The following is a 14,621-nucleotide window of genomic DNA, read 5'->3' on the forward strand; positions in this document are numbered from 1 at the left end:
CCGCTGTCCGGGCCTGCGGCCGCCGCCCCCTCCTCCTCCTTGGTTCATGCTCCCAATGCCTCCCTGGCTTGCTCCCAATCGTCGGTGAACCGCTTCAGCCCTATATCCGTCATCGGATGCTGGACCAGCTTCCGGAACACCTCGTACGGCATCGTCGCTATGTGGCTCCCGAGCCTGGCCGCCTCCACCACGTGCATGGGGTGGCGCAGCGACGCTGCCAGGATCTCGGCTTCGTAGTCGTAGTTGGAGACGACCTCGATGCACTGGGCGAGGATCTCCATCCCGCCCGAGGCTGTGTCGTCGATACGTCCGATGAACGGAGAGATGAGGTTGGCGCCCGCCTTGGCCGCCAGCAAGGTCTGGGCCGGCGAGAACACCAGAGTCATATTAACGCGCATCCCCTCGGCGCGCGCGCGCTTGCAGGCGGCGAGCCCATCGGGGGTGCAGGGGAACTTCACGTAGATGTTCTCGGCGATCTCGGCGCGCTCGCGCGCCTCCCGGAGCATGCCCTCCGTGTCCGTCGAGACGACCTCGGCCGAGACCGAGCCGGGGACCTCGGCGCAGATCTCCTTCAGCATCTGCTTCCAGTCCCGCGAGCCGTCCGCCTCCTTCGCGAGGAGGGTGGGGTTGGTGGTGACCCCGTCGAGCACCCCCCAGGAGTTGATCTCCTGGATCTCCGAGAACTTCGCGGTGTCGAGGAACAGCTTCATAGGCGACCTCCCGTGCTCTACCCGGATGCTTCCTTCTCCGGCCTCCCGGACCCGTTGTTCACCCGTTCGACGGCCGCAGACACGACGCGGTCGATCACCGTGGCCAGCGTCGCGTCGAGGCTGTAGGACGGGATGACGGGCACCCCGCTCTGCAGGGCGAGGGAGCGGATGTACTTCTGGACCTTGCGGATATCGGCGAACGCGGTCAGGTACCGGTCCACGTTGCGGAGCTTGGTGTCCTGGGCCCGCAGGAAGAAGTGCGACCTGTGCAGGTCCTCGTCCTCCACCGTGATGAGGAGTGGGACGTAGACCGCCTTGTCCTCCCATGCCCCGCCCACGTACCCAGGGACGAGGTGGGCCCCCTCGAGGATCAGGTCGGTCCCCTCGATCACCGATCTCTCGATCAGAGCCTGCACCCCCACGGACACCGCCCGCACCTGCTCCTCGAAACCGACCACCACGGGGTCCGCGGACCGCGGGATGGGGTGACGGAGGGCCTGCGCCGCCTCGAACGACGAGACGTGCAGCGTCGGCATGATCTGCTCGCTGAACAACGACCTCATGACCTCGCGGATGGCGTCGGTGGAGATGATCCGGGTGATCCCCAGGCGCGCGGCGAGCTGGGTGGCTATGGTCGACTTCCCGACCCCGGTGGCCCCGCCGATCAGGATGATCAGGGGGAGGTCGAGCTCCTCCACCGTCTGCCACTTCCGGTAGGTGTCGGCGTAGCGCTCGCCGATCATGTCCGAGATCACGTCGGCGGATATCTCGCGCAGCTCGGCCCGCGTTATCTCGTAGCGCTCCGCTTCGAGCAGCTCCCGCTCGATGCGCTCCGCGACCTGGTAGGCCCGGGACGGTGAGATGCCGGTCGCCATGATCGACGACGCCATGAGCCCCTTCGAGTACGGGAGCCCGGCTCGGTCCGAGACGACTATGTGGCGCGGCGCTTCGGTGCGGCGGCGCGCGCGGGGATCGTTCTTGGTCCGGCGCCCCTTCGGCGCTGGCTGCGGCATGTCGTTCCCTTCAGGCCCGCTCTACGGCGAGGCCGATGAGCCGGTCGAACGCGGCTTCGATACCCTCACCGACCAGCTCGTTGTCGGCGAAGACGATCCTGCGGCCGCGGGCGTCCGCAGCCCTTGCGGCGACCTCGATCGCCCCGGCCTTCAACTCGGTGAGCAGGACGTCGTACCCGGGAGCCTCATCGAGCTCGCGCCGGAGCACGGACCGGTCGGCCAGCGCGTGACTCACACCTACCACCTCGCATCCATGCGTCGCCTCGAGATGACGGCGCAAGGTGTCGGATACCCCGGGGGGAGCCGTGCTGCAGAAGAAGACCCTCGCTCCCGCCACGTCCTCGAGCGGTTTCGGTCGGAGAACCGCAGGGAGGGCCTCGACCTGTGGGGCTACGTCGTGAACGGCGCGGAGGATGGGTTCGGCAGTGCCGGGACCCTCAGCCATAGTAACAACGGCCAGGTCGGCCAGCAATAGTCGGTACGGTCCGAGGTAGAGCCGGAGGGCGTCGGGTCCGGCGCCGGCGGGGACGCAGATCAGCCCGGCGTGCGCGGCGACCGGGGGGACCGACGCACCCGACCCCTCCAGGATCACCAGGTCCTCGTCCCTGCCCTCGGCGATCCGGGCGCCGTCGATCACGTTCGACGCGAACACGTCCCCCGCCATGCCGCCCCCGACCCGACGACAGCCGATGGTCGTCACCCGCGATGTGATCGCGTCCTCGATGTAGTCGCTCGCGGCGTGCCGTCCGGCGTCGGCCAGCGCGATGAGGTCGCGGGCCGTCATCGCCCGCCCCGCCTCGATGACCTCCGGGGGGTGGGGGCCCCCCCGGCCCATGGCCACGATCGCCGGCCGGCGCCCGCGGGAGACCGCGTGCCGGGCGAGAGCGCCTGCGACGGCGGTCTTGCCTGTGCGCTTCCCGGTCGCGATCACGCGGATGGCCGGCTTCGTCAGGACCGGCTCCTGCCGGGCCGGACGGAGCTCGAAGTCGGACCCCACGTAGGGCACGCCCTGCATCAGCGCGACGGTGGCGAGCCGGAACCTCGACGCCGGGGTGACGACGGGCTCGTCGGACAGGTCGAGCACGCGGTCCGGACGCAGCTCCTCGAGGACGGAACGCAGCGCCTCCGTCGGCTCCCCGGTCAGGGTGCGGACGCCGTACGCGTCCGTCGGGTCTCCCCCACCGACCTTCTCCGAGCCGCCCAGGAAGACCGCGGCCACGACCTCGTCACCGCCCGAGGCGACGTCCTGCAGGACCGACCGCACCAGCGGCGGGTAGTGCTCGCCGTCGATGAGAGCGACGATCCTCATCGACGGACGGGCTCGACCGCCTCGAGCACCGCGTCCATCTGGCGGCTGTGCTCGGCCCTCGAGCTGAGGCACCAGTCCGCGACCGTGAAGGCGTCGCCCCCGGGTGTGCAGCGGTCGATCCGGACCCGGTCCCCCGTGACGCGGATCAGGCTGTAGCAGGGCTGGGTGAGCCCGCGCAGCTGCGTCGTCGAGACGGTCCCGGCGGTCGAGACGTACAGCCCCTCCAGGCGCCATACCCACGGGACGTGCTTGTGGCCGGTGAGGACCAGGTCGGCCCCCGAGGCGACCAGGACCTCCAGGACGTCTCCCGCGTCGTAGGCGACCGACGGGTCCCGCCCGGTGCCGGGGACGGGGAGCAGGTGGTGGTGCAGCGCGCAGATGCGGAGTCGCGCGTCCGACGCCAGGTTCTCCTTGATCCAGCCGTACCACTCCCGGCCTACGATCCCGCCGTCGATGTCGGGCTCCGAGGAGTCCAGCCCGAGGACGGTCACGCCGCCGCTGCGCAGGACGCCGAACCGGCTGCCCATCAGGTCCTCGAAGATCCGGTACCCCACGTTGCGCGAGTCGTGGTTGCCCGGCACGTACAGGGACCGTCCGCAGCGGATCCGCTCCAGGTAGCCGAGCGCGACCTCGTACTCGCGGAGGTACCCGGCGGTCGTGAAGTCTCCCGTCCCGATGAGCAGGTCGGGCTCGGCGGCGTTGATCTCGTCGATGGCCCGCTCCATCAGCTCCGGTACGAACCGGGGCGAGCCGGCGTGCATGTCGGAGATGTGGGCGATGGTGAGGTCCACGCCGGTACCTTACCCGCCGACCGCGTCGACCTATCCCTCGTCGCCCCGGGCCCGCCACTGCAGCCACGAGGTCATGAGGTCGGTGAGGTCGCCGTCCAGCACCCGGTCCACGCTGGACGTCTCCGCTCCCGTCCGGTGGTCCTTCACCATCTGGTACGGGTGCAGGACGTAGGACCGGATCTGGGAGCCGAAGTCGATCTTGCGCTGCTCCCCGCGCAGCTGGGCCATCTCGGCCTCCCGCTCCTGCCTCCGGCGCTCGAGGAGCTTCACCTTCATGTGCTTCATCGCGACGATCTTGTTCGAGAGCTGCGACCGCTCCGACTGGCAGGTGGTGACGAGCCCGGTCGGCAGGTGGGTGATCCGGACGGCCGAGTCGGTCGTGTTCACGTACTGGCCTCCCGGACCCCCGGCCCGGAACGTGTCGATGCGCAGCTCCTCGTCCGGGATCTCGATCTCGATCGACTCCTCCTCGAGCTCGGGGACGACATCCACCGACGCGAACGCCGTGTGACGCCTGTGCGCCGAGTCGAACGGCGAGAGCCGGACGAGTCGGTGGACCCCGTGCTCGGACCCGAGCCACCCGTACGCGTGGGGGCCCCGCACCTCGATGGTGGCCGACTTCACGCCGGCCTCCTCACCCGCTAGCGCCTCGGTGACCGCGGCCTGGAATCCGTTCTGCTCCGCCCAGCGCAGGTACATGCGCAGAAGCATCTCCGTCCAGTCCTGCGCGTCCGTGCCTCCCGCGCCCGCGTTGACGGACAGGATGGCCGGGCGGTCGTCCAACTCGCCGGAGAACAGGGTCTGGACCTCGAGGCGCGCGATCTCGCGCACCAGCTCGGCGAGGCCCTCGGTCACCTCGGACTCCAGCTCCGGATCGGCCGCTTCCACGGCCATCTCGTTCGCCGCGACCAGATCGTCGGCCAGTGCGAGCAGGCGCCGATACCCGTCGACGGTCCCGGTCAGCTGGGACAGCTCACGCGTCACCACCTGCGCGCGGTCCGGGTCCGACCACAGGTCGGGCCTCTCGCTCTCCGCGCGGAGCTCGCTCAGGCGTCGTTCGGCGGTGTCGAGGTCAAAGGAACCCCCCGAGCTCGCGCAGGCGCACGCCCAGCTCCTTCAGCTCCGGTCCGCGGTCCTGCATGACTACACCCCCGCCCCGTGGCACCTCTTGTACTTGCGGCCGGACCCGCAGGGGCAGGGGTCGTTGCGGCCGACCTTCGGCTCGTCCTTGCGGACGGTCGCGTACTCCGGCTCCCCCGCCTGCGGTGGGGCCCCCTGCGCGGCGGCTGCGCCCTGCTGCTGCTGCGCGGCCGCCTGGCGAGCGGCCCCCTCCGACGTCTTGGCGGGAGCCGTGTACTGGAACCTCGCCGCCCGTCCGGGCGTGACCTGCTGCTGCTGCTCGCCGGCCTCGGCCGCCTTCTGGACGTGGAAGATGTAGCGGGCGAAGTCCTCCTGGATCCTCGAGAGGAAGCCCTGGAACAGGTTGAAGCCCTCCCGCTGGTACTCCACGAGGGGGTCGCGCTGTCCCATCGCGCGGAGGCCGATCCCCTCCTGCAGGTAGTCCATCTCCTGCAGGTGCTCCCTCCAGGCGGTGTCGATCACATGGAGGAGGACGACCCGCTCCGCCCGACGCATCGACTCCGGACCGAGGTCGGCCTCCTTCGCCAGGTAGGCCTCGTGCACCTCGCCGAGGATGTCCTCCAACAGCTCCGCATGGCTCACGTCGCTGAGCTTCTCGACCGTGCGCTGCGTCGGGTAGACCTCGGTCAGCGCGGTGATGAGACCTTCGAGGTCCCAGTCCTCCTCGTAATCGGACGGCGGACAGTAGGTGTCGACGATCGATGTGACGACGTTCTCGACGAAATCGATGGCCTGCTCGGAGAAGTCCTCTCCCTCTAGGAGCTTGCGGCGCTCGGCGTAGACGACCTGCCGCTGGGTGTTCAGGACCTCGTCGTACTTGAGGACGTTCTTGCGGATCTCGAAGTTCTGCTGCTCGATCTGCCGCTGGGCGCGCTGGATGGCCTTGCTTACCATCTTCGCCTCGATCGGCATGTCCTCCGGGACGTTGAGCCGGTCCATGATCGCCCCGACCCGGTCGGCGGCGAAGCGCTGCATCAGGTCGTCCTCGAGCGACAGGTAGAACTTCGACTCACCGGGGTCGCCCTGGCGCCCGGACCTCCCCCGCAGCTGGTTGTCGATACGGCGCGACTCGTGGCGCTCGCTCCCGAGGACGTACAGGCCACCGAACTCGAGGACCTTCGCGCGGTCCTGCTCCCACTGTGCCCGCTTGCTCTCCTGGTAGTCGTGGACGAAGCGGTCGAACGCCTCCGTCTCTGGGACGAGTCCCTGCGCCAGGGCCTCTGTGCGGCCGGCGAGCTCGGTCGACCCGCCCAGGATGATGTCCACCCCGCGCCCGGCCATGTTCGTGGCCACCGTCACCTGTCCCACCCGTCCCGCCTGCGCGATGATCTCCCCCTCGCGCTGGTGGTTCTTGGCGTTCAGCACCTCGTGCGGTATGCCCTGTCGGTCGAGCAGGCGGGACAGCTTCTCGTTCTTCTCCACCGACGTCGTCCCGACGAGGACCGGCTGGCCCTTGGCGTGTCGCTCCCTGATGTCCTCCACGAGCGCGTTCCACTTCGCGTCCTCGGTCTTGTAGATCACGTCCTGGTGGTCGAGGCGGACCATGGGACGGTTCGTCGGGACCTCGTAGACCTCGAGCTTGTAGATGTTGTCGAACTCGGTGGCCTCCGTCATGGCCGTCCCGGTCATCCCGGACAGCTTGCTGTACATGCGGAAGTAGTTCTGGATCGTGATGGTGGCCAGCGTCTGGTGCTCCTCACGGATCCGGACCCCCTCCTTGGCCTCCACGGCCTGGTGGATCCCGTCCGACCAGCGACGGCCGGGCTGCTTGCGTCCGGTGAACTCGTCGACGATGACGACCTCGCCGCCCTCCACGACGTACTCCCGGTCGCGCTTGTACAGCTCCTTCGCCTTGATCGAGGCGTTGAGGTAGTGGATGTACTGGTTGTTGATCTCGTCGTAGAGGTTCGGGACGCTCAGCATCTCCTCGACGCGATGCACGCCCTCCTCGGTGACCGAGATGGTGCGCTTGGCCTCGTCCACCTCGTAGTCGCGCTCCTTCATCAGGCGGCGCGCGATGTTCGCGAACTGGTAGTACGCCTTCGCCGACTCCTCGGCCGCCCCCGAGATGATCAGCGGTGTGCGGGCCTCGTCGATGAGGATCGAGTCGACCTCGTCGACGATCGCGAAGTGGTGGCCCCTCTGCACGAGCAGGTCGGGCGAGTCGTACATGTTGTCGCGCAGGTAGTCGAACCCGAACTCGGAGTTGGTGCCGTAGATGATGTCGCCCTGGTAGATGGGGCGGCGCTCGGACGGGTGCATCTGGCTCTGTATCGAGCCCACCTTCAGACCGAGGAACCGGTAGATCTGCCCCATCCACTCCGCGTCGCGGCGGGCCAGGTAGTCGTTGACGGTTACGACGTGCACCCCCTCGCCGGTGAGCGCGTTCAGGTAGGCGGGGAGCGTGGCGACCAGGGTCTTGCCCTCTCCGGTCCGCATCTCGGCGATCGCCCCGCGGTGCAGGATCGCCCCACCGATCATCTGGACGTCGAAGTGGCGCATGCCGACGGTCCGCCGGCTGCCCTCGCGCACGACGGCGAAGGCCTCCGGGAGAAGGTCGTCGAGGTGCTCCCCGTTCTCGAGGCGCTGGCGGAACTCGGCCGTCTTCGCGCGCAGCCCGTCGTCGGACAGCGCCTCGATCTCGGGCTCGTGGCCGTTGACGAGGTCGACCACCCCGTGAAGGCGCTTTATCTTGCGCTTCTGGCCCGCGGTGAGGACACGCGTGACGATGCTCATGCGGGCCCCATGCTACCCCGGCGGACCTACCGGTCCGGGTCGATGTCGGTCTCGAGGTCGAGCAGCTTCTCCCGGACCGCGTAGATCACGGCTTCCATGCGGGAGTTGAGGTGCAGCTTCTCGAGGATGTTGCGGATGTGGTTCTTGACCGTGTTCTCCGAGATGTGCAGCTGCTTGCCGATCTCCCGGTTCGTCAGGCCCTGGGCGACGTGGCGCAGGACCTCCATCTCGCGGTCCGTGAGGCGTGGGTGGTAGGGACGGTCGTCGGTCCGCTTGCTGATCGTCGCGAACTCGGTCAGCAGCTTCGACGCCATCGACGGGGAGAGCATCGACTGTCCGGAGTGGATGTGCCGGACGGTCTCCGCCACCACGCCGGGGTCGATGTCCTTCAGGAGGTACCCCGACGCGCCGGCTTTGATCGCGTCGAACAGGTCCTCCTCCTCGTCGGACACGGTCAGCATCACGATCCTCGTCGTCGGGAGCGCGTCCTTCAGCCGCGCGGCAGCGTCTATCCCGCTCAGCTTGGGCATCCGCACGTCCATCAGGACCACGTCCGGGACGTGCTCCTCGGCGAGCGCGACCGCCTCCTCACCGTCCGAAGCCTCGGCGACGAGGTCGAGGTCGGGCTCCGCGTTCAGGACGGTCTTGATGGCCTGGCGGAACAGCGCCTGGTCGTCCGCGATCAGGACACGGATCACGTCGCGTCCGCCGTTCGTCTCCGCCGCCTCCGCCATCTGGTGCGCCTTCCTTCCTGCCTCCCGGCTAGCCGGGATGCTCGATGAGCCCGTAGTCGCCGCTCGACCGACGATAGACGACGGCGCAACGCATCGTCTCGGCGCTCATGAACAGGAGGAACTGCAGGCCCGCCTCCTCCAGCTCCATGATCGCCTCCTCGGGCGTCATCGGCTTCACGTTGGCGGGCTCACCGCGGACGATCCGTGGACCGTCCGTGCCCGGGTCCCGATCGTCGTCGGTTAGCGGCGGCCGGGTGTCGGTGGGAGTCCGGGAGGCGTGCTGCTTGCGCCTCTCCTTGTGCTTCTTCACCTGGATCTCGAGGCGGTCCACCGCTTGGTCGATCGCCGCGAAGTAGTCGCCCGCCGCCCCGTGCGCCCTCAGCGTCTCCCCCGGCGTGGAGACGGTGACCTCGACCCGGTGGCGGTCCTTCACGCGGGGGTTGCGCTCCTGGGAGAGCTCGACCTCCATCTTCGTGATCCGCTCGAAGAAGCGCTGCACGCGGGTGAACTTCTCGGTGGCGTACCCCCGGAGGCGGTCGTTGAGGTCGACGCCCCGGCCATGGAGGATGACGTTCACCCGGTGAGTATATCCACCGGTCGGGAGGCCCCTCCGGGCCCGAGCGCCCTGAGGCGGGGGGTGCGCGCGAACGTGACGACGTCGACCGCGTCCGCCCCGGCCCCCACGAGCGCGAGGGAGCACGCCTCGATCGTCGCGCCGGTCGTGAACACGTCGTCGACCAGCAGGACGGTGCCCCGGGCACGCCGCGCGGAGAACCGGCCCGCTGCGTTGCTGCGCCGCATGTGCAGGGGCACCTCGGACTGCCGCCGCCCCGAGGACGCCCTTCGGAGCCAGCCGGTGACGGGCGCGCCGAGGGTTTGCCCGACCGCTCGCGCGATCAGCTCGGCGTGGTCGAACCCGCGGCGGTCGGACTCCCGCCCGCCCGGCACGAACACCACGGTCGGCTCGGACCCGCCCAGCCCGTAGGCGGACGCCAGGTCGGCCAGCATCCGCCCGATCTGCGCGGCGAGAGCGGGGCGCCCGCGGCGCTTCATCGTCAGCGCCAGCCTCCCCGCGTGCGGGGTGTACAGCAGGAGGCTGCGCGCGGAGCGGAACCCCCCGATCCCACGGCAGGCCCGGCAGTCGGGGAACCCCCCCTTGGGAGAGGGGAGCCCGCACCGCAGGCAGATGGGGGTCCGGACGGGCTCGAGCTCCTCCGCGCACGGACCGCACAGCTCCCCGTCGGAGGCGACCCGGCATGCGACGCACCTGATGGGAGCCACGAGGTGGACGATCGACCGGATCATCTGTCCAGGCTACGTCGGACCCCCGACGCGCTATGGTCGTGGCCGTGTCCACCGGCCGCCGTCAGACCGTCCTCGTAGCCGCGACCGCCCTCGTCGTCACGGCGGTCGCGCTCGCCTTCCTGGCCCTGCGGCCCCTCGGCGCGGCCACCCCGACCGAGGCGGCGACGCGCTACGAGTCCGAGAGCGGAGCCGCGGCCAGGGTCCTGACCGACCGGGAGTGGGGAGAGGGCCGGCACGTGCTCGTGCGCACCCGGCGGGGCGGCCGGACGTACCTGTCGCTCTCGTTCGTCGCCGACACCGGCCGGGGGTGGCGGGTGGTCCGCCGCGCGGTCGAGGAGTCGGACCCGTCCGACATCGTCGTGGGCTCCCTGCTGCTCGCCTCCGCTCCCGCCTCCGATGGGCAGCCGGCGTGGACAGCCGCGTTCGGAGAGCTCTCGCACCCCGACATCGCCGTGGTCGAGATCCTCTGGGCCGATGGCACGTCGGGGCGGTCGGACCGCACCGGTGATGCCTACCTGGTGGTCGCGCCCGGCTCTCGGACGGCCATCGAGGCGCGCTTCCTGGACCCTCAGGGAGTGGAGGTGGCCCGCGTGCCGGCCTCGGGAGCGAACCCCGCGCCGTCCCCGCCGGACCCGGGGACCCCTCCGCCCGGCTAGGGACCGCCCTCCCGGTCCGGGGCGGCCCTCTCGACGGCCGTCGGGAGGTCCGGCTCGTCGAAGGAGCCGATGGCCGGCTCGCCGAGCAGCTCCGTGTGCGACATCCGCGCGTCCGTCACCTGCGCGGTCGCCGCCGTGTCGAAGACGAACAGGATGTGGCTCCGCTCCGCCGCACGGGCGATGCGGGTCGTGGCTCCGCGCACGCGCGCCCGGGCCGGCGCGACCGGGACGACGACCACGTCGGTCGGCCGGGCGTGCTCGTGGAGCATCAGCGACGTCTTGCGCCTGTCGACGATTGTCTCTCGCGACTGGTCGCCCAGCATCCCGCCCACCTCGGGATCGTCGGCGCTCTGTCCGGCCACGACGATCGGGGAGCCGGTCTCCCCGGCGAGACGCTTGGCCAGGTCCACCGCGACGCCGAGGGTCGGGCGGGCGGCGGGCACCACGTCGGACTCGCCCACGACCAGGAGGATCCTGTCCCAGTCGCTCTCGGTGGTGCGCGCCACGACGACCGGGACCTCCGCCTCCGCCAGGACCGCATCGATCACCGCCCCGAACAGCAGGACCCCCCCGAGCAGCGACTCGCGCCGGCCTCCGTGACCTCGCCACCCCAGCACCACCAGCGTGCCGTCGTACTCGAGGATCGTGTGGCGCACCCCGCTGGCCTGGGACAGGTCGATCCGGACGAGGCCCCGGCTCTCGGCCCCGTGCGACATGCCCGTCTGGACCGCCGAAGTGTTGCGTTCTCGCGCCTGGGCCACCTCGTCGTCGCCTGCCTCGGGAGGGACGATCGAGACAGGCATCACGATCCCGGCGTCGGACCGCGCCAGGGTCGCGGCCAGCCTGAGCACCCCCTCGGATGGGCCGCGCGGGTCGACCAGCGTCACGACCGTACGTCCGAGCGACCAGCGCACCCCGGGCCGCGGGAGGCGCGGCGCGTAGCGGTTGGCGGCCCCTGAGGAGACGAGGCAGGTGGCCAGGATCACGATGACGACGGCGTTGACGACGTCCTGGTCCAGGATCTCGGCCTGGAACCCGACGATCACCGCGGCCAGGGTGGCAGCGGCCTGCGCCCCAGAGAGGGCGAAGGCCGCCCCTATCTCGGACCGGCCGAACCGGAAGAGCTTCCCGGCGACGAAGGCGGCGGCGAACTTCCCGAACAGCGCCACGGCGGTGAAGGCGCCGGCCGTCACCAGCGTCTCCACCCGGGCCACCCCGCGTGGGTCTACGAGCATCCCGACCGAGACGAGGAAGAGCGGTATCAGCAGGGTCGAGCCCAGGAACTCGATCCGCTCCATCAGCTCCCCACCGTTGGGGATGAGGCGGTTCAGGGCCAGGCCGGCCAGGAAGGCGCCGACGATACCCTCGATCCCCGCGACCTCGGCGGCGGCCGCCGACGCGAAGAGGGCGAGCAGCGCGAACAAGAAGCGCAGGTGCAGGGGTTGCCCGGGTCCGGAGAAGAAGTATCGGGCCAGACGGGGCAGCCCCCAGAGGGTGGCGGCGAGGAACACGCCCATCGCCGGGATCAGGGTGAGCCAGAACGCGGGGCCGAGCGAGCCCCGGTGGGCGCTGACCGCGATGGCTAGGACCAGCAGCGCTGCCGTGTCGGTGATGATCGTCGCCCCCACCGTCGTCGCGACCGCGCGGTTCGCGAACGTCCCGAACCGGCGGAAGACCGGGTAGGTGAGCAGCGTGTGGGAGGCCCAGCACGACGCGAGGAGCACCCCCGCCACGGGCTCGAACCCCATCAGGAGGAAGATCGGGGCGCCGATGGCCATCGGGATCGCGAAGGACAACACGCCGAGCGTCACGGAGGCGCGGCGCCGCTGCGCGAAGTCCTCCAGGTCGAGCTCGAGGCCGGCCACGAACACGAGGTAGAGCAGGCCCACCGTCCCCAGCAGCTCTATCGCGCCGTGCCTCTCGAGGAGACCGGCGACGTGGGGGCCGACCACCATCCCGGCCAGGATCAGACCGACTATGGACGGCACCCGAGCCCGCTCGGTGAGCGGTGGGACGAGCAGGATGATCGCGATGAGGATGCCGAAGACCCAGCCCGCCTGGGTCAGCGGGAGGGACGGCAGCCCGATGGCCATGGGTGGAGCGAGTGCGCCCCTAGGTGCCGGTCTCCCAGGAGTTGAGGTAGGCCTCCTGCTCCGGCGTGAGCTCGTCTATGCGCACACCCATCGTCTCGAGCTTGAGGCTGGCGATCTCGCGGTCGACGTCCGCCGGGACCTCCAGGACCGACGGGCTCGGGAGCGCTCCTTCCTTGTGCAGCCGGACGAGCCAGGCGAGCGACATGGCCTGCCCGGCGAAGGACATGTCCATGACGGCGGCCGGGTGGCCCTCGGCGGCGCCGAGGTTGACGAGCCGTCCGTCCGCCAGGAGGTAGACCCGGCGGCCGTCCCCGAGCGTGAGCTCCTCGACGTCGCGGCGGAACCGCCGGGTGGCGGTCGCCATCTTGCGGAGGCCCTTCACGTCGATCTCGAGGTCGAAATGGCCCGCGTTGGCGAGGATGGCCCCGTCCTTCATGGCCTCAGCGTGCTCCGTGCGGATCACGTCGCGGTCGCCGGTGACCGTGATGAAGATGTCCCCCGTGCGCGCGGCGTCGGCCATGGGCATCACCTCGTACCCCTCCATCACTGCCTCGAGCGCGCGGATCTCGTCGATCTCGGTCACGACCACGCGCGCTCCCATCCCGCGCGCCCGTGACGCGACCCCCCGTCCGCAGTCGCCGAACCCCGACACCACGACGGTCCGGCCCGCCAGCAGCACGTTCGTGGCCCGGACGACGCCGTCGATCGCCGACTGGCCGGTGCCGAACCGGTTGTCGAACAGGTGCTTCGTCGGGGTGTCGTTGATCGCGACGATCGGGTAGAGCAGCTTGCCCTCCCGGGCCATCTGCCGCAGGCGGATCACCCCGGTGGTCGTCTCCTCGGCTCCCGCGACCGTCTCGCGGGCCTGGTCGGGGCGCTTCACGTGCAGCGCGCTGACGAGGTCGGCGCCGTCGTCGATCGTGAACGAGGGACGGCGGTCGAGGACCTCCTCGATGTGCTGGTAGTACGTGTCGTTGTCCTCGCCGCGCACGGCGTAGACGGCCACGCCCTCGTCTGCGAGCGCGGCCGCCACGTCGTCCTGCGTCGAGAGCGGGTTCGACGCGCAGAGGGAGACGTCGGCTCCCCCCGCGCGGAGCGCCCGGATCAGGTTCGCGGTCTCGGTGGTCACGTGGAGGCAGCAGCCCACGGTCACGCCCTCGAAGGTGCGCTCGCTCTCGAACCGCTGGGCGAGCGAGCGTACGACCGGCATGTGGCTGCCCGCCCACTCGATGCGCAGGCGGCCCTCCTCGGCCAGCGATAGATCGGCGACGTGGTGATCCATGGTCTCCTCCTGTCAGGATCCGCTCAAGCTCTGCTTGAGCCGGTCGATCGATGAGATGGTGGTCGGGTCAACACCTCGCGCCAGCGCGAGGTAGACCGACACGTACCCGCTCAGCATAGCCAGGTCGAAGAAGCGCTCGAGCGGACCGGCGCCGCGGGGCCGGACCTCCACCACGTCGCTCACGCCCGCGCGCACCTCCTCGAGCGTCGCGGCGAAGCGCTCGGAGACCCGGGGGTCCTCGTCGACGTCGCGGAGGCAGACGAGGACGATCGGCACGTCGGGGCGCCCGGCGCTCCCGTCCGGGCCGAGACCCACTATCTCGTTGTGGTCGAGCTCGGGCAGGACCGCCGAGTGCGCGAGCACCTTCGCGTTCTCGTTGAGGTCCGACCTCCACCGGGCCGCGGCTACGCCGGTCACCCCCGGACCCCCCCACACGACCGGCAGGGCTCCCTGGAGGCGCCGGGCGATGTCCTTCGCCAGGTTCTCGGCGCCGGGCACGTCCGGCCCCCACTCGGTAACGCGCTCGCGCAGGGAGCCGACCGAAGCCCCCACGTCCAGTCGGTCGACGAAGTGGTGCGGCCCGGCGCCCAGCGGGAGCAGCGCGCCCACGGTCAGGTGCCCGATCGCGTACCGGGGCATGGCGCCGCCCGGCACCCGCAGCGTGGCCCACCCGGCCCCCTCGGCTTCCTCGAGGAGCGGCCCTCCCGAGGCGACGGCGCAACCGGACGCGCCCGACTCCACGGCCGCGCGCAGCGCCGAGAGCGTCTCCGCGGTGGACCCGGAGTAGCTCGAGACGACGACGTGCGTCTCCCGACCGCACCAGGCCGGCACACCGTAGGAGTGGTGCGCGGC

At 70.5% G+C, this 14,621-nt stretch carries 12 protein-coding genes and 1 pseudogene; 1 reads left to right on the forward strand and 12 read right to left on the reverse strand.

The features are described from left to right. Window positions 1-44: 44 nt before the first annotated feature. The 9 genes and pseudogenes from fsa to VM840_09370 form a co-directional block, all read right to left on the reverse strand. Entirely contained in the window at window positions 45-710 is a 666-nt protein-coding gene (fsa, locus tag VM840_09330) for a fructose-6-phosphate aldolase (GenBank protein ID HVL81780.1), read from the reverse strand. 17 nt (window positions 711-727) lie between these two features. Beyond that, window positions 728-1,723 (reverse strand): hypothetical protein, encoded by a 996-nt coding sequence (locus VM840_09335; GenBank protein HVL81781.1) that lies wholly within the window; start codon window positions 1,721-1,723, stop codon window positions 728-730. Between the two features lie 10 nt (window positions 1,724-1,733). Beyond that, a complete protein-coding gene (locus VM840_09340) occupies window positions 1,734-3,032 on the reverse strand; it encodes a 2,3-diphosphoglycerate synthetase (protein ID HVL81782.1) in 1,299 nt (432 codons plus the stop codon). After that, complete coding sequence (locus VM840_09345) at window positions 3,029-3,823, reverse strand: metallophosphoesterase (GenBank protein ID HVL81783.1); 795 nt, start codon at window positions 3,821-3,823, stop codon at window positions 3,029-3,031. Before VM840_09345 ends, VM840_09340 begins: the two co-directional genes overlap by 4 nt. A gap of 30 nt (window positions 3,824-3,853) precedes the next feature. Continuing rightward, window positions 3,854-4,918 (reverse strand): annotated as a pseudogene (prfB, locus tag VM840_09350) (peptide chain release factor 2). Window positions 4,919-4,966: 48 nt separating this feature from the next. Beyond that, window positions 4,967-7,699 (reverse strand): preprotein translocase subunit SecA, encoded by a 2,733-nt coding sequence (gene secA, locus VM840_09355; protein ID HVL81784.1) that lies wholly within the window; start codon window positions 7,697-7,699, stop codon window positions 4,967-4,969. Window positions 7,700-7,725: 26 nt separating this feature from the next. After that, window positions 7,726-8,433 carry a response regulator transcription factor gene (locus tag VM840_09360; GenBank protein HVL81785.1) on the reverse strand — a complete coding sequence of 236 codons (708 nt, stop codon included), beginning with the start codon at window positions 8,431-8,433 and terminating at the stop codon, window positions 7,726-7,728. Between the two features lie 28 nt (window positions 8,434-8,461). Further along, entirely contained in the window at window positions 8,462-9,010 is a 549-nt protein-coding gene (gene raiA / locus VM840_09365) for a ribosome-associated translation inhibitor RaiA (protein HVL81786.1), read from the reverse strand. Continuing rightward, entirely contained in the window at window positions 9,007-9,738 is a 732-nt protein-coding gene (locus VM840_09370; GenBank protein HVL81787.1) for a double zinc ribbon domain-containing protein, read from the reverse strand. Before VM840_09370 ends, raiA begins: the two co-directional genes overlap by 4 nt. 44 nt (window positions 9,739-9,782) lie before the next feature. On the opposite strand from VM840_09370, the gene VM840_09375 reads away from it, so the two are divergent. Next, complete coding sequence (locus VM840_09375; protein ID HVL81788.1) at window positions 9,783-10,394, forward strand: hypothetical protein; 612 nt, start codon at window positions 9,783-9,785, stop codon at window positions 10,392-10,394. Here the strand turns inward: VM840_09375 and VM840_09380 are convergent. The 3 genes from VM840_09380 to VM840_09390 form a co-directional block, all read right to left on the reverse strand. Beyond that, complete coding sequence (locus tag VM840_09380) at window positions 10,391-12,487, reverse strand: cation:proton antiporter (protein ID HVL81789.1); 2,097 nt, start codon at window positions 12,485-12,487, stop codon at window positions 10,391-10,393. The genes VM840_09375 and VM840_09380 overlap by 4 nt on opposite strands. 19 nt (window positions 12,488-12,506) lie before the next feature. Next, window positions 12,507-13,769 (reverse strand): adenosylhomocysteinase, encoded by a 1,263-nt coding sequence (gene ahcY, locus VM840_09385; GenBank protein ID HVL81790.1) that lies wholly within the window; start codon window positions 13,767-13,769, stop codon window positions 12,507-12,509. 12 nt (window positions 13,770-13,781) lie between these two features. Continuing rightward, the coding region (locus VM840_09390) for an SIS domain-containing protein (protein HVL81791.1) at window positions 13,782-14,621 on the reverse strand (840 nt) is incomplete at its 5' end.

The sequence above is a fragment of the Actinomycetota bacterium genome (assembly GCA_035540895.1).
Taxonomy (GTDB): domain Bacteria; phylum Actinomycetota; class JAICYB01; order JAICYB01; family JAICYB01; genus DATLFR01.